This window comes from Acinetobacter rathckeae (assembly GCF_015627125.1).
GTDB classification, from domain to species: Bacteria; Pseudomonadota; Gammaproteobacteria; order Pseudomonadales; family Moraxellaceae; genus Acinetobacter; species Acinetobacter rathckeae.
Genome location: NZ_VTDO01000001.1, coordinates 367,889 through 386,296, shown reverse-complemented (window position 1 = coordinate 386,296; position 18,408 = coordinate 367,889). Strand labels below are relative to the sequence as shown.

The window sequence follows — 18,408 nt, the reverse complement described above, 5'->3', positions numbered from 1 at the left end:
CGTGGTCGGTTATTTTTGTGTCGTGTATTTTAGTCTGTGCTTGGCCAGTGTTTTTCTATACCTTATGCCACGTGCAGAAGCTGTTTTTTTAGCAATATTTTGTGCCATTGTATTTGCACTGATTTTTTTTATTGCTTGCTTTTCAATTCAATCCATTCCACGTCTAAGCCTACTCAGTTTTGGGATTACACTGCTATTTTATGGGCTATCTCACATCATAGGTTAACTGATGTATAAATCACTTCGCCAGTCTATGGCTTGGTTACATTCTTGGACAGGCCTCCTGCTTGGCTGGTTATTATTTGCAATTTTCCTAACAGGATCATTGTCTTACTACAGACATGACATCACTGCATGGGCACAGCCTGCGTTTCATAACATGCAAACGACTCAGCCACAGGCCATATTCTCAAGCCTAGACTATTTACAACAACATGCAACCGATGCACAGTCTTGGAACATACAAGTCGCCTCAACAGATAACCCCATCAATACCATTTATTGGCAAAAAAATGATGGTAGCTATGTATTTAAACAACTTGACCCTCGTACACAACAAGAAATAAATTTACTGCCAACGCAAGGCGGAGACTTTTTTTATAATTTTCACTTTCAACTGTTTGGTGTACCTATCGTATTTGGACGCCTACTGGTCAGCTTTGCCGCATTTATTATGCTCATTGCGCTCATTTCTGGCGTGATTACCCATAAAAAGATTTTTACCGACTTCTTCACCCTACGCACATTTAAGTCACAACGCTCATGGCTTGATTTTCATAATATTGTTTCTGTGATTGCACTGCCCTTTTTTTTCATGATTACACTTACAGGGTTAATCATGTTTTTTTACTTATACTTGCCATCAGCCATTCAAAAATATTACCCACAAAATAACTATGACATTTTTGCTGAATTACGCAGTCAAACCAACACCGCTCAAAAATCTGTACAACCTGTGCAGATGTTAACAGCTACACAAATCAGTCAAAGATTAAAGCAACATTGGCCTGATGAACCCCTCATAGATAGTATTGAGGTCAACAAACCGTTCACAACGGCCACTGAAATTATGATTAAACAAAAACAAGATCGTTCAATTACTCAAGATGTGGCACAAGTGACATTCAATGCCCAAGGTCAAGTCATTGCAGATACGCACAACAGACACCCCGTTGCCACTTTGTATAATGGTGTATATGGCCTACACCTTGCACCTTTTGCTGAACCAATCATTCGTGTGGGATTATTTTTTTCAGGCATACTCGGTTGTTTTATGGTGGCATCAGGTCTTTTACTGTGGAGCTTAAAACGTCAAATCCAAAATAAAAAAAATACCTTTCATTTCGGCCACTATCTTGTAGATCGACTCAATGTTTCGACTTTTGTGGGCTTGCCCATGGCAGTTCTTTGCTACTTTTATGCCAACCGCATCATTACACTGCCTCAGCTTAGTAGCACTAACCAAGAAATTTTCGTGTTTTTTAGCGTATGGGGGCTGAGTTTCATCTTAGCTTTACTATGTAAAAAACAGTATTTATGGCGTATACAGTTGGCTGTATTTATTATATTAGCCATGCTTCTACCCTTGTTAAATATTGCAATCTTGTGGCAATACAGCCAAATCAAACACCTTATTGACTATTACAATTATGTTGGGGTGGATACATTTTTTTGGTTATTTGCCATACTTGCAGGGTTTATTGCTAAAAACATTCAACCCATTCAGCAACAAGCAGCAAAAAAAATTCGTCAGAAAATTGTGCAAAAGGACAATCAAACATGATTATACTGCTTGCATGCCTCATTAGTTATTTTGCCTTTTACTTACTGTATTTGAGCAGTGATAAACAAAAAAAAGTAATCGTTCAATCAAGGTGGGCTTTTATTGCTAAAAAACCTCCTGCATATAAAACCCTTGCAGTGACTTTGTGTATAACTGCCTTTATATTATTAGCACAAGACTATGGTTATAGCGTGGCGTTTATCACTTGGTGGGTTTTTGCTACACCGCTCATATTTTTACTTATTTTGAGAAATAATCCGCTAAAATCTAAAAAATAGGCCATGATCATACTAAAGCCCATTTTAAAAACTTATTTGTTCACGGTATGATAATATTTGTTTTTTACAGCCATGACCTATATAGTTCTTTCATCTTACTTACTTTATTTCGCAATTAGTGAAGGCAATGAATAATCCAGACTCTCATTCTATTACCTCAAACAATATTGATGACGTCAATATTAGTAATGTTCAAACCCTTATCACACCTGCTGAGCTTAAAAAAGTTTTACCTTTGTCAGAAAAAGCCTCTCAAACGGTTGTTTCAGGACGTGATAGCGTTCGTAAAATTTTAGATGGCGAAGATAAACGTATTTTTGTTGTGATTGGCCCGTGCTCTATTCACGACCCAAAAGCTGCACACGAATATGCAGATCGTCTTAAGGCATTAAGCGAAAAAGTAAAAGATACCTTATTTATTGTGATGCGTGTATATTTTGAAAAACCACGTACCACGGTTGGCTGGAAAGGTCTAATTAATGACCCAAATATGGATGACTCTTTCGACATTGAAAAAGGCTTACATATTGGCCGCAAACTATTACTTGAGCTCAATGAGAAAGGACTACCATGTGCAACTGAAGCACTTGACCCTAACTCGCCACAATATTTACAAGATCTAATTTCATGGTCTGCTATTGGTGCTCGTACGACCGAAAGCCAAACACACCGTGAAATGTCATCAGGTTTGTCTTCACCTGTTGGTTTTAAAAATGGTACAGATGGTGGCCTTACCGTTGCAATTAATGCCATGCAAGCCGTTGAACATGGTCATAACTTCTTAGGCCTAAATAATGACGGTCAAGTTGCAATTATTAGCACCAGTGGTAATAAATATGGTCACGTTGTACTCCGTGGTGGTAATGGCAAGCCAAACTATGACGCTACATCAGTGGCAAATGCAGAAAATGCCTTGATTAAAGCAAAAGTTAGCAAAAACATTATGATTGATGCCAGTCACGCCAACTCAAATAAAGACCCATACTTACAGCCATTGGTACTTAAAAATGTGACTGAACAAATCTTGGATGGCAATACCTCTATTGTTGGTTTAATGGTAGAAAGTCATTTAAAAGGTGGACGTCAGGACATACCTGCTCAGTTATGTGACTTAGAGTACGGCAAATCTGTCACCGACGGTTGCTTAGACTGGGAGTCTACTGAAAGTGTGCTATTAGAAATGCACAATGCATTAAAAGATGTTTTACCACATCGCTAAGCTCAACTTACGCCATCATTGATGGCGTTTTTTTATGAAAAAAATTATGAAAAATCATCTCGAAAAACAACTGAGTCAAATCCCAAGTTTTCAATATGTACATGAGCATTTATTTACGTCGGGGCAACCAAGTGCTGAGCAACTTCAACATATTAAGGAATATGGTATTTCCACCGTCATTAACTTAGCGTTAGGCGATTCACCTGATCACCTGACCAATGAAGACCATATTTGTTTAGATTTAGGCTTAAACTATATTCAACTGCCAATATCTTGGGAAACCCCTGCGCCTGAACAAGCACTCTTTGCCTTAGATACCATTGATTTTTTAGTACAAACCCAAAGTGTGTGGGTACATTGTGCGAAAAACTTACGTGTGAGTGCACTCGTTTATTTGTATAGACAATACTATATGGGTATGGATATGGTTGAAGCTCAGCAACTGCTTGAACAAGTGTGGGAACTGAATGAAACATGGACTGGGCTTGTACATAATGTGGCTTTACAACTTCAAGGTCGTAAAGCCACCCAAGAGTTACAAAACTTATGCTGTCAACACAACTAGTCAGCAAAAAGTAATACCGTTGCGGTCGATAAAATGCCCTCTTGGCGACCTGTAAAGCCAAGTTGTTCGGTTGTTGTGGCTTTCATACTAATTTGTGAAACATCAACCTCTAATACGTCAGCAATGCTCTGACGCATAGCTAAGTTATGTTTAGCAAGTTTTGGACGTTCACAAGCAACCGTCATATCAGCATTGCCTAAATGATAACCATGCTCACGGATGAGCTGATACACTTTTTTAAGTAAAATACGGCTATCTGCCCCTTTAAATGCCTCATCTGTATCTGGAAAATGTTGTCCAATATCACCAAGTGCCAATGCACCTAACAAAGCATCACTGAGTGCATGTAGCACCACATCACCATCTGAATGAGCCTTTAAGCCTTGCGTATGTGGTATTTGTAACCCTGCCAAAGTCACAAAATCACCTTCCTCAAATGCATGAACATCTAGACCCTGACCAATCCTTATTTTTGCAACCACAATAAATATCCTTGAAAGAAAAATGAATTCTTGTATTCATTAGTACGATTTCGCTATATTAGCATGAGCATTAAATTATTGAAGTATTTGTACACATGCATTTGGTTTTTAACGATGTCAAAAAAATAGGCTCAATATTGCTGATATATGGGCTGTCTACTCAGGTATATGCAGACCACTTGTGTTCCACAAAACGTTTGTGTGATGCGATAAATCTAGAAAAACAACAAATACTCACCCTGTCGAAACACACTCAATTTGTCAGTAATGCACCACTATCTATTTTAGACATGACACACATCTTATGGCAAAAGCGTATGTTGTCATGTAAAACCAAACCATGCTTATCAGAACAATTGGCTCAACGTACTCAAGAGCTCAATGAATTTGCCACGCTTAATCAAACGCTCACGCAACACTTTATTCAATATCAACATGGCAAAGTAGCCACTCGACATGCTTACTTACAAATACATCAGCTAGAACAAAATAAACTAAAAATAGATGGTTATGCCTACACCCACCAATATCAAATGAAACAGCATTTCTTGGCCTATAGCCAAAGTGCAGACCTAGATAACATCACCAATAATGAAGATGGTTGTCGCTATAACATCAAATTAAGCAAGGCATTATTAAATATACAGAGTGAACAAAAAAAATGTCAGCTTTTTGCGGGTAACTACCGCAGATATGACTAGGTTATGATACCGTTGTCATTTTTTTCGCATCTAAAACTAAACGAGCAAACTGTAAATCTTCGGGATATGTAATTTTTATATTGTCTGAACGCCCCATTACCACACGAACAGCTGTTCCGCTTGCTTCTAACGCACTGGCTTCATCGGTAATCGTCACTTGGTTCGCTAGACCCTGTTCCAATGCCTCAATTAAAGCACCTAGCTCGGCCATTTGTGGTGTTTGAGCTTGCCATAAGCCGTCACGAGGCACGGTATGTTCAATGTTTTGGGCTGATACTTTCTTTAATGTATCACGCACAGGTGTCGCCAAAATAACACTGTGCCCATATCTTTGAGCATCTTCTACTAAAGCAAATAAACTCTCTTTATGCACACATGGTCTTGCGGCATCATGCACTAATACCCAATCATTAGGTGAAGCAATATTCGACAAATAATACAGTGCGTTTAATACAGAGTGAACACGCTCTGTACCACCTGTACAAAAGTGTATTTTATCTTTATGGCTAAACTGAATCTGATGAATATGTTGATCATTTGAATCTACGGCCAATACACAACCAACTAAAGGCAATTGGAACATGGCATCTACACTGTGCTCTAGCACAGTTTTATTTTGAATGGTTTGGTATTGTTTTAATTCAGTTTTAGAAAATCTGCTTCCTGAACCTGCTGCAGGAATCACTGCCCATATTTTAGTGGAGATCGGGGCTGTCTTCGTCTTCATTGGTTGGGTCTTTACTATTAGCAGGAGGTGGAATGTATTGTTGTTGCAACTGTGGAGCACTTAAAGTACTCATTTGAATAAATGTTTCATTGGGCTTAATTAAGCCTAAATCTAAGCGAGCATGTTCTTCAACCGCTTCAGCACCATTTTTGAGATCATAAACTTCTGCACCTAAAACACGGTTACGCTCACGCAACGTATTATTCGTATCTGCCTGTTGCTGAATTTGTTGCATTAAGTGCTGATGGTCATAATAACCACCCTCTCCAAACCAGTACATATACTGAAAGCTTGCGACCAAAATGATCGCAAGCCCCAGAATAAATGCACTTGAAAAAGAGTTTAATGTCTCTTTAAAAAAAGTGATCATATTAAATTAGTTCAAACCTTTGAACTCGGCACGTCCACGGTAAACCGCTTTGGTGATTTCTTCAATACGGAGTAGCTGGTTATATTTTGCAACACGGTCAGAACGAGACAATGAACCTGTCTTAATTTGACCTGCTGCAGTACCTACAGCTAAATCAGCAATCGTAGAGTCTTCTGTTTCACCAGAACGATGTGAAATCACTGTGGTATAACCATTTTGTTTTGCAAGGTAAATGGCATCTAAAGTTTCTGTCAACGTACCAATTTGGTTGTATTTAATCAAAATTGAGTTACCAACTTTTTCATTAATACCACGTTGTAAGATTTTTGGATTCGTTACGAATAAATCATCGCCAACCAATTGAATTTTATCACCTAAAATAGAAGTCAAGTAAGACCAACCATCCCAATCAGACTCATCAAGACCATCTTCAATTGAAATAATTGGGTATTGGTTTGCAAGACCTGCTAAGTAATCAGCGAATTGATGGCTTGAAAATGCTTTATTGCCTTCACCCGCCAGCACGTATTGGCCATTTGAGTAAAACTCAGAGGCTGCACAGTCAAGTGCTAACATAATGTCAGAACCTGCTTTGTAACCCGTTTGCTCAATCGCTTCTAAAATAACAGTGATGGCTTCTTCATTTGAACGTAGGTTTGGTGCAAAACCACCTTCATCACCTACAGCTGTATTTAAGCCTTTTTTCTTCAGTACAGATTTAAGCGCATGGAATGTTTCTGCACCTGCACGCAAGCTTTCTGCAAATGATGTAAAGCCTACTGGCTCAATCATAAATTCTTGAATATCTACTGTGTTATCTGCATGTGCACCACCGTTGATGATATTCATCATTGGTACAGGCATAGACAATGTTGTTTGACCACGTAAGTCAGCAATATATTGGTACAGTGGAATTTTCTTTTCTTCTGCTGCAGCACGAGCGACTGCAAGTGATACTGCAAGCGTTGCATTAGCACCGAGTTTTTCTTTATTTTCAGTACCATCTAAAGCAATCATGGCCTCATCAATTGCTTTTTGCTCAAATACATTTTGACCAACAAGTAATTTTTTAATCTCAGTATTTACATTATTAACTGCTTGTAAAACACCTTTCCCTAGGTAACGAGACTTGTCGCCATCACGTAATTCTAATGCTTCACGTGAACCCGTTGAAGCGCCTGATGGTGCACACGCACGGCCCACAACACCAGATGCTAGTATTACATCTGCTTCAATAGTTGGGTTACCGCGTGAATCTAAAATTTCACGTGCACGAATATCAACGATCTGGCTCATAAAAACTCCTATATTATATACTAATGCATTCAGTGCATTATTTTGTATCAAGTTTACTAAATCCTTTTACAAGCGTATCTAATTCTTTAGTCTGTGCTAAAAACGGCTCAAGTTGTGATAATCTCAGTGCACACGGCCCATCACATTTTGCAACATCTGGGTTTGGATGTGCCTCTAAGAATAAACCAGCAAGACCTGTTGCCATGCCTGCACGTGCTAAAGTGGCAATCTGCTCACGGCGTCCACCTGCCGAATCAGCTCGCCCACCTGGTTTTTGTAATGCATGTGTCACATCAAAAATGACGGGTACATCCATTGCCTTCATGATATCTAAGCCCAGCATATCAACAACTAGATTATTGTAACCAAACGAAGAACCACGCTCACAAAGAATGACCTTATCATTACCTACTTCCAAGCATTTTTGCAAGATATGACTCATTTCTTGTGGTGCTAAAAACTGTGCTTTTTTGACATTAATCACAGCATCTGTTTTTGCAATCGCTTCAACAAGATCTGTTTGACGGCTTAAAAATGCAGGAAGCTGCACAACATCTGCAACCTCTGCCACAATTGCAGCTTGGTGTGGTTCATGCACATCCGTAATAATAGGTATATTTAATTGTTTTTTGAGTTCGCCAAGCCATTCAACGCCTTTTTCCAAACCTGGCCCACGGTACGAATGTAAGCTTGAGCGATTGGCTTTATCAAAGCTGGCTTTAAATACGTAAGGGATTTCAAGACGCTTACAAATTTCAATGTAAGACTCAGCAATTTCAAATGCTAAATCTTTTGACTCAAGTACATTCATGCCGCCGAATAATACAAATGGCAAATGATTTGCCACCTGTATATCGCCTAAACGTACAATTTGTTGTGGTTTTAATTGTGACATTTAAACTTCCTAAATTGAGTTTTCTTATTGCCCTTTTTGATATTGCTTTTTAGCAGCATCAATAAAGCTTGCAAATAAAGGGTGTCCATCGCGTGGCGAACTTGTAAATTCAGGATGGAACTGTACTGCCACAAACCAAGGATGTGCTGGAATTTCTACCGTTTCAACCAAGTGCTGTACAGATGAGTAACCTGATATTTTTAACCCTGCTTCTTCAAGCGGTGCAATAAAACGATCATTCATTTCATAACGATGACGATGACGTTCGGTAATTTCAGCTTTACCATAAATTTCACGTGTTTTTGTGCCAGCAACAAGTTCAGATTTTTGTGCACCTAAACGCATTGTGCCACCCAAATCAGACTCTAAGTTACGTTGTTGCAACTCGCCACGCTCATCTAACCATTCGGTAATTAAACCAATGAGTGGATATTTCGTTGAACGATTAAATTCAGTTGAACTCGCTTCAGGCATATTTGCAACATGACGTGCATATTCAATCACCGCCAACTGCATACCCAAACAAATACCTAAAAATGGAATACCTTGCTCACGTGCGTAACGAATGGCAGCCATTTTACCTTCTGTACCACGCTCACCAAAGCCACCTGGTACTAAGATTGCATTTGCAGTTGATAAAATAGAAAGGTCTTGTGACTCTAGGCTTTCAGCATCTACATAATCAATTTGTACTTTGACACGATTTTGAATACCTGCGTGCAATAACGCTTCATTCACAGACTTGTATGCATCTGGCAATTCAACATATTTACCCACCATGGCAACACGTACCGTGTACTCTGGGTTAAATAGTGCTTCACACACTTGATCCCAATCAGACAAATCTGCTTTAGGCAAGTTGTCAAAACCAAAACGCTCGCAAATGAGGTCATCAACCTGTTGCTCAGAAAAGTTACGTGGAATCTGATAAATCGTTTTTGCATCTTTACACACAATCACCGCACGTGCTTGTACATTGGTAAACAATGCAATTTTACGTGTCGTATCAGCATCGACATCATGCTCTGTACGGCAAATCAAGATGTCTGGTTGAATACCAATAGACAATAACTCTTTCACCGAGTGTTGTGTTGGTTTCGTCTTAAGTTCAGCGGCAGAGCTCACATAAGGCAACAGTGTTAAGTGCATTAACATACTGTGTTTATGACCTAACTCAACCATGAGCTGACGTACAGACTCCATAAATGGCAGTGATTCAATATCACCCACCGTACCACCAATTTCTACGATGGCAACGTCATAGCCTTCGCCTGCACGAAGTACACGTTCTTTAATGTTGTCTGTAATATGTGGAATGACCTGTACTGTACCACCAAGGTAGTCACCACGGCGTTCTTTATTTAACACATCTTGGTAAACACGACCGCTGGTAAAGTTGTTCAGCTTTGTCATTTTGGCACGGCGTAAGAAACGCTCGTAGTAACCTAAGTCGAGGTCTGTTTCAGCACCGTCTTCAGTCACAAAGACTTCACCATGCTGAAATGGGCTCATGGTCCCTGGATCAACGTTAATGTAGGGATCCATTTTAACCATGGTCACTTGTAAGCCACGGGCTTCTAATAGTGCAGCGACAGAAGCTGCTGAAATACCTTTACCTAATGATGATACAACACCACCAGTAACGAAAATAAAATGGGTCATTCGAGTTCTCGTACAATCAGCCTAAATTGGCATGCAATGTTGGATAATTTTACTTTACTCTGCCCTTTTAAGCAAAGTCATTCAGCATCTATTCACACAACTATTTGCAGTCGTCCATATTATCTACAATAAAATGACATGAAATATAAACCTGCATCATGCTCTTATCTGTTTTTTTGTTATAATGAGCAAGTCAATACTTAATTAGAATCGCAAAAATGATGAAGAAAACAATTTTTATTGGTACTGCTATCGCCGCTTGTCTTATTCTCGTGGCTTGCTCTAAAAAAGAACAACACGACACACAAGCGACAGAAAACCAAACAACAAATGAAACCCCAGTCGCAAAAAACCCTGCATCTGAACCATTACAACCACTCACAAAAGCGACTGCCGAGCCAACTCAAGGCCTTACAAAAGATGAAGCCTCTAGCATTATGGCTGAACCTGCAGAAAAGCCGAAAGAAAAACCACGTCACAAACACCATGACAGCGAAAGCATACCAGAGAAAACAGCCACTGTTGAACGTACTGAAACAGAATACACAACCACAGAAGTTCGCCGTGCTGTAAAAGATGACACACCCAAAACACCTGAAGTCACTACTGAGAAAGTGGCAACAACAGAACCTGTGAAACACAAAAAATCAACCACTCATTTATCTGAAGATGACGCTGTTGCAGCCGCAATTGCAGCAGCACAACCTGCACTCAAAAATTAATTTAAGTCAAATCAATAGCCAATACAAATATTGGCTATTTTACTTTAAATAAAAATAATTTATCGTTTAGCCTTATCTGTTTTAGATAAGATTTTAATTTGTTGCCCCTCTTTCACCATTTGCATCACAGGATAACTACGGGTTTCTTTTACTCCTGGTAGCTTCCAAATGACATTACCAGCAATACGGCGAAAATCATCCATATTTTTACTACGCACTTTAACTAAAAAGTCAAAACCACCACTAATCATGTGGCACTCTATAACTTCAGGATAATTACGTGCTGCCTCCACAAACTCATCTAAAACATTCGGCGTCGTTTTATCAAGTAATATTTCTACAAACACTAAAAAGCCCGCATTGAGCTTTTCTGGGTTTAAATGTGCGTAGTATCCCAAAATATAACTATCTGCAACCAAACGTTGCACTCTTGCAAGCACTGCGGTTGGGGAAAGATTGACTGCTTCAGCCAATTTCGTATTTGATATACGCCCATCTTTTTGCAATAAATCAAGAATTTTAAGATCAATACGATCTAGTGATGCATCTCCATCAGCCATAAAATATTTACCTAAAAAAAATTAAAAATATAGTGAGTTATTCGGCATATTTTTTGCAATGATTTATTTTATAAACCAAAAACCACTATTTACTGTTACATATGCTAGGACGTCATCTCATGAACACACCAGATCACACTACATCACCTTGCCCTACAATCTTCCAAGATATTACAAACCTTCCAGAACACACAATACTACAAAAGAACATTAATACACACTGGCGCACAGATGAAAGTGAGAGCGTGACTGAATTACTTGAATTTACACAGATTCCTACTGAATTAAATCAAAAAATATATGATCTAGCATACAAGTTATCAGAACATTTACGTGAAAAAAGCAAAGCTTCAGGTAAAGCAGGCATTGTGCAAGGCTTATTGCAAGAGTTCTCCCTCTCATCACAAGAAGGCATTGCACTCATGTGTTTGGCTGAAGCTTTGTTACGCATTCCAGATGCCGCAACACGTGACCGCCTCATTAAAGACAAAATTAATCAAGGTAATTGGAAAGAACACGTTGGCCAAAGTAGCCTCGTTTTTGTCAATGCAGCCGCTTGGGGGCTCATGCTCACAGGCAAACTTATGGCAACACCCACACGTAAAAGTATGAGTAGTACACTCACCACTATTTTAGCCCGCAGTGGCCAAGGCATTATTCGTAAAGCAGTTGATGTTGCTATGCGTATGATGGGTGAACAGTTTGTGACTGGTGAAACCATTCAAGAAGCCCTAGAAAAATCTAAGGTGATGCAACAAGCAGGCTTTTTATACTCGTATGACATGCTTGGTGAAGCCGCACTCACCGAGCACGATGCGCAGCGTTACATGAAAGACTATGAACAAGCCATTCATGCGATTGGAAAATCTGCAAATAACAAAGGCGTATATGCCAGTGCAGGCATTTCTATTAAACTTTCTGCACTCCACCCTCGCTACCAACGTGCACAAACCGACCGAGTACATGACGAACTATACCCACGTATTGTTGAACTCGCACTGCTTGCAAAACAGTATAACATTGGCTTAAACATTGATGCAGAAGAAAGTGAACGCCTTGAGCTCTCTTTAGAATTGCTTGAGCGTTTATGTTTTGAACCTGAACTTGCAGGTTGGAATGGTATTGGATTTGTGATTCAAGCATACCAAAAACGCTGTTTCTTTTTAATTGATTACATCATAGACCTTGCTAAACGTAGCGAAAAACGCTTAATGATTCGCCTTGTTAAAGGTGCATATTGGGACAGCGAAATTAAAAAAGCACAAGTAGAAGGCATGTCAGACTACCCTGTATTTACCCGTAAAGTACATACAGACCTGTCATATTTAGCCTGTGCAAAAAAGCTGTTGGCAGCGCCCGAAGCCATTTACCCACAGTTTGCAACACATAATGCACAAACATTAGCAACCATTTACCATCTTGCTGAACCAGAAAAGTATTATCCAACCCAATACGAGTTCCAATGCTTACATGGCATGGGCGAGCCACTTTACAAACAAGTGGTGTTTGCACTGGGTGTACCTTGTCGTATTTATGCACCTGTGGGCAACCATGAAACACTGCTTGCTTATTTGGTGCGTAGATTGCTTGAAAATGGTGCAAATACATCTTTCGTGAACCGTATTTCAGACAAATCGGTCAAAATCGAAGAATTGATTCAATCACCAATCCAAGACATTGAAGCAGCAGCCAGCAAAGAACACGTCATTGGTGCAAAACATCCCTCAATTTGCTTACCAAAAGACCTCTATAGTTTGGGACGCATCAACTCAGCAGGTTTTGATTTAGCAAATGACAGCTGCTTAACCCAGCTTAACCACGTTGCAAAACAACTACAGCAGCATCAATGGCAAGCAACTCCTCTTATTGCAAACAAAACTGCAACTGAATACAACACGGCAGCAAAAGAGGTCCTCAACCCATCACAGCACCAAGATATTGTTGGTCATGTGATTGAAGCAGATATCCAAGATGTCAACACAGCCTTAGAGCAAGCACAAAACACTCAACACGCTTGGGCAAACACCACACCAGCACAGCGTGCGATGTATTTAGAAACAGCCGCAAACACGATGCAAGATCAACTGCTAGAGCTGATGGTATTGTTATGTCGTGAAAGTGGTAAAACCTATGCCAATGCCATTGCAGAAGTTAGAGAGGCCATCGACTTCTTGCGTTACTACGCCAAACAAGCGCATACATTTGATACAAACATTAAACCACTAGGTAATGTACTGTGTATTAGCCCGTGGAACTTCCCATTGGCGATTTTTACAGGACAAGTTGCAGCGGCACTGGTTACAGGTAACTGCGTATTAGCAAAACCTGCTGAACAAACCCCACTTGTGGCATATCAAGCCGTCAAAATGCTACATCAAGCGGGTGTACCTGAAGCTACTTTACAATTTTTACCAGGTGATGGTGCAAGCGTCGGCGCAGCGCTCAGTGCCGATGAACGTATTCATGGCATTATGTTTACAGGTTCAACTGAAGTCGCCAAAATTTTGCAAAAAACCACAGCAAAACGCCTCACACCTGAAGGTAACCCTGTCACACTTATTGCAGAAACAGGGGGTCAAAATGCCATGATAGTTGACTCATCGGCACTCACAGAACAAGTCGTGCTTGATGTGGTCAGCTCTGCATTTGACAGTGCAGGTCAACGCTGTTCTGCTCTGCGTATTTTATGCTTACAAAAAGACTGTGCAGCATCTATTCAAACCATGCTCAAAGGTGCAATGCAACAGCTACGTTTAGGCAACCCTCATTTTTTACAAACCGACATTGGGCCTGTGATTGATGCTGAAGCACAGCAAACCATTCAACGTCATATTGAAAAAATGAAGACCAAAGGTTATGCAGTACATCAGTACACTTTTGATGATGCATCCAGTCAAAATGCATCAACTCAAGGCACATTCATACCACCAACCGTGATTGAACTACCAAACTTAGATGATTTAGAACGAGAAGTCTTTGGCCCTGTACTTCACATCATTACCTATCAGCAAAATGAACTACCACAACTGATTGAACGCATTAATGAAAAAGGTTATGGCTTAACCATGGGCGTACATACCCGTATTGATGACACCATTCAACAAGTCATTAACCACTCAAATGTAGGCAACCTTTATGTAAACCGTAATATTGTTGGTGCTGTGGTTGGGGTACAACCATTTGGTGGTGAAGGTTTATCTGGTACTGGACCAAAAGCAGGTGGCCCATTGTATTTACACCGTCTCACACAACCACATGACTTTAATAGCACCGTACCATTTGCGGTAAAACAAGCCCTGCATGAACGTGCAAAACCAAGTTTTGAAGCACTCAACAGCTTTAAAGCGTGGGCAAAAAACACTTTCCCAACGCTTAATGTTACAGACACTCAAGCATTTATGGTTGGAACAACGTACGAACTACAAGGCCCAACAGGCGAAAGTAACCAATACACCATGCAACCACGTAAGCGCATTGCCAGCATTGCACATAACGAGCAAGACTACATTACCCAACTACTGGCGATTTTTGCAGTTAATGCTCAAGCGGTCATTACAAAAGATGCAATTATCATCCAACACTTGGCCGACTTACCAACTGTGGTTAAAGCACAAATACACGTGGTTACAGACTTACCTACAGCAGAGTTTGATGCTGTATTACATCACGGTGAATCTGAAGCATTGTCTGCATTACAACAGCAGATTGCCAACCGAGATGGGGCAATTATTTCCATTCATCATCAAGAACCCCATAGCCCACAAGTTGCCATAGAACGCCTTGTGATTGAACATGCGGTGAGCATTAACACCACAGCCGCAGGTGGTAATGCCAGCCTAATGACCATGTCTTAAACAACACTATACACTACGCCATTTCAGCACTAGGCTAAAATGGCGTAGTTTGTTAACATTGCCGCTCCTATTTTTCAGCGTGTGGCCAACAAACATATGACCTCTGCATACCAACAACAGTTGCAAGCAAAAGTTGAGCGTATTTCTGCCCAATTTCAAACCGTTCAACCACCACAGCTTGAAGTGTTTGAGTCGCCTGAAAGCAATTTTCGTATGCGTGCAGAATTTCGCATCTGGCACACAGATGACGACATGTTCTATGCCATGTTTGAAGCCGATGAAACAGGAAAAAAGAAAAAAGCGGTTCGTGTTGATCAATTCCCAATTGCATCATTACAAATTAATCAACTCATGCCTGTATTGCTTGAAGAAATTAAGCAACAAAAACCACTACACCACCGCTTATTTGAAATCGACTTTTTAGGGAGTTTGAGTGGCGAAATGCTTGTTACACTCATTTACCATCATAAGCTCGATGAAGAGTGGCAACAACTTGCACAGGCACTTGCAGAAAAACTGAAGATTAAAATTATTGGACGTAGCCGTGGCCAAAAGCTCGTCTTGAGTGATGACTTTGTCGTAGAACAATTTAAAGTTGACCAAAAAACCTATCAGTACAAACAAATTGAAAATGGCTTCACCCAACCCAATGCGGTCATTTGCCAAAAAATGTTGCAATGGGCATCTGACGTAGCCACCACATGTTCAGGTGACTTACTAGAACTGTACTGCGGTAACGGAAATTTCACTTTACCACTTGCACAAAAGTTCCCTAAAGTGCTGGCCACAGAACTTGCCAAATCATCGGTGTATGCCGCTGAGTGGAACATACAAACCAATCACATCGACAACATTGCGATTGCTCGTTTAGCGGCTGAAGAATTCACCCAAGCATACACAGGTGAGCGTACATTTAGACGCTTACAAGAAGCAAATATTGATATGTCAGACTACGACTTCGGTACAATTTTTGTCGACCCACCTCGTGCAGGTATTGATGATGACACCCTTAAACTCATGCAGGGTTTTAAGCACATCATTTATATTTCATGTAACCCAGACACGCTTGCAGACAACTTAAAAATACTTTGTAAAACACACCGTATTGTGCGCTTTGCCATGTTCGACCAATTCCCATATACCCACCATGTAGAAAGTGGGCTGTTGCTCGAAAAAATATAATTGACTGCTGTGGCAGTCTAAAAAGCTGCCACACTTAATCTATTTAACCAATAATAAACCAAGAACTAAATCAGAAAAACTTTTAATAAAATGATGCATTTACATAAATAAAAACACAAAATGTTTCAAAATATTAAATAAGCGAGCACAATAAATATATAAAGAATTCAATATCTTTTAAAAATAGAACAACCGACCAACGAAAAAAATAAAATTTATATACATCTGTCCTTCAATTTACGCTGCTTGAATTTTTTATTTTTTGATTTATATTTCGCATTATCTTTGTTAATCATCATGACTCCTTATGAGTATTTGGCAAAAACTATTTCTCCCGAAAAACATCTTCAACAGTGGTAAAAACAGCATTGCATGTGTTGAAAATGACTGTGCATGTAAAAGCAATGAACAACTTCTAGAAGCACTACAAAACACCAATGACGACGGTACTGCCACAGGCATTAAACGTGTGCTCATGTCACGTGGGTTTAGTAAAAGAGAACTCAACACTCTACAACATACCATTCACTGATGTACATCAAGTGATTCACCCGTACACGACGCCATAAACTAAAGTTTCTAAGCTGGCAGATTTTCGCTACAATAGCGTATTACTTTTAGCAAAATTAGGTTATGTCTGTGAAGTGGTTACAAATTCATATTACCGTTGATCAAGCTCAAGTCGAAATCACAGAGTCATTACTACTGTCACTGGGTGCAGTCAGTGTGACGCTAGACGATGCTGAAGATCAAGCACTCCTTGAACCACTTCCGGGTGAAACACCACTGTGGAATAAAGTGATTGTCACAGGTATATACCAGCAAGATGATGCAGATCCAATCGATGTCAATGCACTTATCGCATTTTTAACAGCTCAATTACCAGCACACACAACAATCCGCCACGACATACTTGAAGACCAAGTGTGGGAGCGCACATGGATGGATTATTATGAACCCATTCAAATTGCAGACCATTTTTGGATTGTTCCAGAATGGCTTACCCCACCAGACCCTACTGCAGTAAATCTAAAATTAGACCCAGGTTTAGCGTTTGGTACAGGTAATCACGCCAGTACATTCCTATGCCTACAATGGTTAGGAAAAACTGATCTTAAAGGCAAAACGGTGATTGACTACGGTTGTGGTTCAGGCATTTTAGGTGTAGCTGCGCTATTACTCGGTGCAGACAAAGTCTATGCCACTGACATAGACCCACAAGCAGTGTTAGCCACCCAACAAAATGCTGAGCTTAATAATGTATCCGAAGGTTTCTTTGTTGATTTACCAGAAGCCTTCAATCAGCAGTTCGTCACACAACAAGCCGATGTATTAGTCGCCAATATTTTAGCAGGGCCACTGATGGCTTTAGCACCAGAATTTAGCCGACTCACTAAACCAAATGCAGCCTTTGCATTGGCTGGTGTGATAGAAGAACAATTGCAAGATGTTTGCGATGCTTATGCACCACTATTCGAAGTGACTGAAGTTGAAAAAAGAGAACAGCATTGGTGCCGCATCTCAGGCAACCGTTTAGGCTAAATTTTAGCATATGCAAAGTATTACCAGCACTTGCCCTACCTGTAAAACGAAATACCAAATATCTGTTTTACAGCTACGCATTGCTGAAGGAAAGGTATGCTGCTTTAAGTGCTCAAACACTTTTAACGCATACCTTTCCATGCTAGATACATACAAACCAAAACATCTGCCTCATTTGCATCAGCCCAACATTCATCGTATTCGACACAGTAAATCTTTTACTCACCCCATACTTGATATTTTTGAGAGCAAAAGTAATTCATCGAATATAGACTTACAAACTTATCTAAATAACACACATTACATTCCCTCACAGCATGTCACACCCAAGTTACAACACACACTGCGACTACACCCTTTAAAAGGACAGTATCAGCCCAAAAAAACCTCACTCCCAATGCTTATTATTGCTATTTTATGCATTATTGTCCTTGGTTTATCTATTGTGGTGGGTTTAGCTTATACCCTTATTGGCATTGGCTAATTTCCTAAAAAGCACCAAAAAGATCCATAATCAGACACATAAAATATTCATCTTGTAAATAAAAGCACCTTTATTATTTTTTTAAG

Annotated in this window: 18 protein-coding genes and 1 pseudogene; 12 read left to right on the top strand and 7 right to left on the bottom strand. The window is 39.9% G+C overall.

What is annotated here, in order from left to right:
• Positions 1–229: 229 nt before the first annotated feature.
• The 4 genes from I2F31_RS01790 (at position 230) to I2F31_RS01775 (ending at position 3,845) form a co-directional block, all read left to right on the top strand.
• Positions 230–1,783 carry a PepSY-associated TM helix domain-containing protein gene (locus I2F31_RS01790; RefSeq protein ID WP_195768034.1) on the top strand — a complete coding sequence of 518 codons (1,554 nt, stop codon included), beginning with the start codon at positions 230–232 and terminating at the stop codon, positions 1,781–1,783.
• On the top strand, positions 1,780–2,061 hold the full coding sequence (locus tag I2F31_RS01785) for a DUF1634 domain-containing protein (RefSeq protein WP_195768035.1): 282 nt from the start codon (positions 1,780–1,782) through the stop codon (positions 2,059–2,061). The genes I2F31_RS01790 and I2F31_RS01785 overlap by 4 nt, the downstream gene beginning before the upstream one ends.
• Positions 2,062–2,188: 127 nt before the next feature.
• On the top strand, positions 2,189–3,280 hold the full coding sequence (locus tag I2F31_RS01780) for a 3-deoxy-7-phosphoheptulonate synthase (RefSeq protein ID WP_195768036.1): 1,092 nt from the start codon (positions 2,189–2,191) through the stop codon (positions 3,278–3,280).
• A 46-nt stretch (positions 3,281–3,326) separates the two neighbouring features.
• The gene (locus tag I2F31_RS01775) at positions 3,327–3,845 is read left to right on the top strand and encodes a protein tyrosine phosphatase family protein (RefSeq protein ID WP_195768037.1); all 519 of its coding nucleotides are present in this window, start codon (positions 3,327–3,329) and stop codon (positions 3,843–3,845) included.
• Here the strand turns inward: I2F31_RS01775 and ispF are convergent.
• Positions 3,842–4,327 (bottom strand): 2-C-methyl-D-erythritol 2,4-cyclodiphosphate synthase, encoded by a 486-nt coding sequence (gene ispF, locus I2F31_RS01770; protein ID WP_195773325.1) that lies wholly within the window; start codon positions 4,325–4,327, stop codon positions 3,842–3,844. The genes I2F31_RS01775 and ispF overlap by 4 nt on opposite strands.
• 95 nt (positions 4,328–4,422) lie before the next feature.
• Here ispF and I2F31_RS01765 point away from each other — a divergent pair, with 95 nt between their 5' ends.
• Positions 4,423–5,028, top strand: a complete 606-nt coding sequence (locus I2F31_RS01765; protein WP_456049816.1) for an A1S_1983 family putative colistin resistance protein — start codon at positions 4,423–4,425, stop codon at positions 5,026–5,028.
• A 1-nt stretch (position 5,029) separates the two neighbouring features.
• Here I2F31_RS01765 and ispD read toward each other — a convergent pair whose 3' ends face one another.
• From ispD to I2F31_RS01740, 5 genes are read right to left on the bottom strand one after another with little or no spacing between them, the layout of a single operon-like run.
• The gene (gene ispD, locus I2F31_RS01760; protein ID WP_195768040.1) at positions 5,030–5,755 is read right to left on the bottom strand and encodes a 2-C-methyl-D-erythritol 4-phosphate cytidylyltransferase; all 726 of its coding nucleotides are present in this window, start codon (positions 5,753–5,755) and stop codon (positions 5,030–5,032) included.
• Positions 5,724–6,125, bottom strand: a complete 402-nt coding sequence (locus tag I2F31_RS01755) for a septum formation initiator family protein (RefSeq protein ID WP_195768041.1) — start codon at positions 6,123–6,125, stop codon at positions 5,724–5,726. Before I2F31_RS01755 ends, ispD begins: the two co-directional genes overlap by 32 nt.
• Positions 6,126–6,131: 6 nt before the next feature.
• Positions 6,132–7,421 carry a phosphopyruvate hydratase gene (eno, locus tag I2F31_RS01750; protein ID WP_195768042.1) on the bottom strand — a complete coding sequence of 430 codons (1,290 nt, stop codon included), beginning with the start codon at positions 7,419–7,421 and terminating at the stop codon, positions 6,132–6,134.
• Between the two features lie 37 nt (positions 7,422–7,458).
• A complete protein-coding gene (gene kdsA, locus I2F31_RS01745; RefSeq protein ID WP_195768043.1) occupies positions 7,459–8,316 on the bottom strand; it encodes a 3-deoxy-8-phosphooctulonate synthase in 858 nt (285 codons plus the stop codon).
• Positions 8,317–8,340: 24 nt separating this feature from the next.
• Entirely contained in the window at positions 8,341–9,978 is a 1,638-nt protein-coding gene (locus tag I2F31_RS01740) for a CTP synthase (RefSeq protein WP_195768044.1), read from the bottom strand.
• 218 nt (positions 9,979–10,196) lie between these two features.
• On the opposite strand from I2F31_RS01740, the gene I2F31_RS01735 reads away from it, so the two are divergent.
• The gene (locus I2F31_RS01735; RefSeq protein WP_195773324.1) at positions 10,197–10,700 is read left to right on the top strand and encodes a hypothetical protein; all 504 of its coding nucleotides are present in this window, start codon (positions 10,197–10,199) and stop codon (positions 10,698–10,700) included.
• A 59-nt stretch (positions 10,701–10,759) separates the two neighbouring features.
• On the opposite strand, the gene I2F31_RS01730 is transcribed toward I2F31_RS01735, so the two are convergent.
• Positions 10,760–11,260 carry an Lrp/AsnC family transcriptional regulator gene (locus I2F31_RS01730; RefSeq protein WP_195768046.1) on the bottom strand — a complete coding sequence of 167 codons (501 nt, stop codon included), beginning with the start codon at positions 11,258–11,260 and terminating at the stop codon, positions 10,760–10,762.
• Positions 11,261–11,379: 119 nt separating this feature from the next.
• On the opposite strand from I2F31_RS01730, the gene putA reads away from it, so the two are divergent.
• The 6 genes and pseudogenes from putA (at position 11,380) to I2F31_RS01705 (ending at position 18,322) form a co-directional block, all read left to right on the top strand.
• On the top strand, positions 11,380–15,114 hold the full coding sequence (gene putA, locus I2F31_RS01725; RefSeq protein ID WP_195773323.1) for a trifunctional transcriptional regulator/proline dehydrogenase/L-glutamate gamma-semialdehyde dehydrogenase: 3,735 nt from the start codon (positions 11,380–11,382) through the stop codon (positions 15,112–15,114).
• A gap of 96 nt (positions 15,115–15,210) precedes the next feature.
• Positions 15,211–16,296, top strand: coding sequence for a tRNA (uridine(54)-C5)-methyltransferase TrmA (trmA, locus tag I2F31_RS01720; protein ID WP_195773322.1), 1,086 nt, complete (start codon positions 15,211–15,213; stop codon positions 16,294–16,296).
• A 307-nt stretch (positions 16,297–16,603) separates the two neighbouring features.
• Positions 16,604–16,828 carry a hypothetical protein gene (locus tag I2F31_RS01715; protein ID WP_195768049.1) on the top strand — a complete coding sequence of 75 codons (225 nt, stop codon included), beginning with the start codon at positions 16,604–16,606 and terminating at the stop codon, positions 16,826–16,828.
• 107 nt (positions 16,829–16,935) lie between these two features.
• Positions 16,936–17,838: a 50S ribosomal protein L11 methyltransferase gene (prmA, locus tag I2F31_RS01710; RefSeq protein ID WP_195773321.1), complete on the top strand. Its 903-nt coding sequence runs from the start codon at positions 16,936–16,938 to the stop codon at positions 17,836–17,838.
• A 10-nt stretch (positions 17,839–17,848) separates the two neighbouring features.
• Positions 17,849–17,959 (top strand): annotated as a pseudogene (locus I2F31_RS13475) (MJ0042-type zinc finger domain-containing protein); the annotation flags it as partial.
• Positions 17,960–17,977: 18 nt separating this feature from the next.
• Positions 17,978–18,322 (top strand): hypothetical protein, encoded by a 345-nt coding sequence (locus tag I2F31_RS01705; RefSeq protein WP_228285050.1) that lies wholly within the window; start codon positions 17,978–17,980, stop codon positions 18,320–18,322.
• Positions 18,323–18,408: the final 86 nt, after the last annotated feature.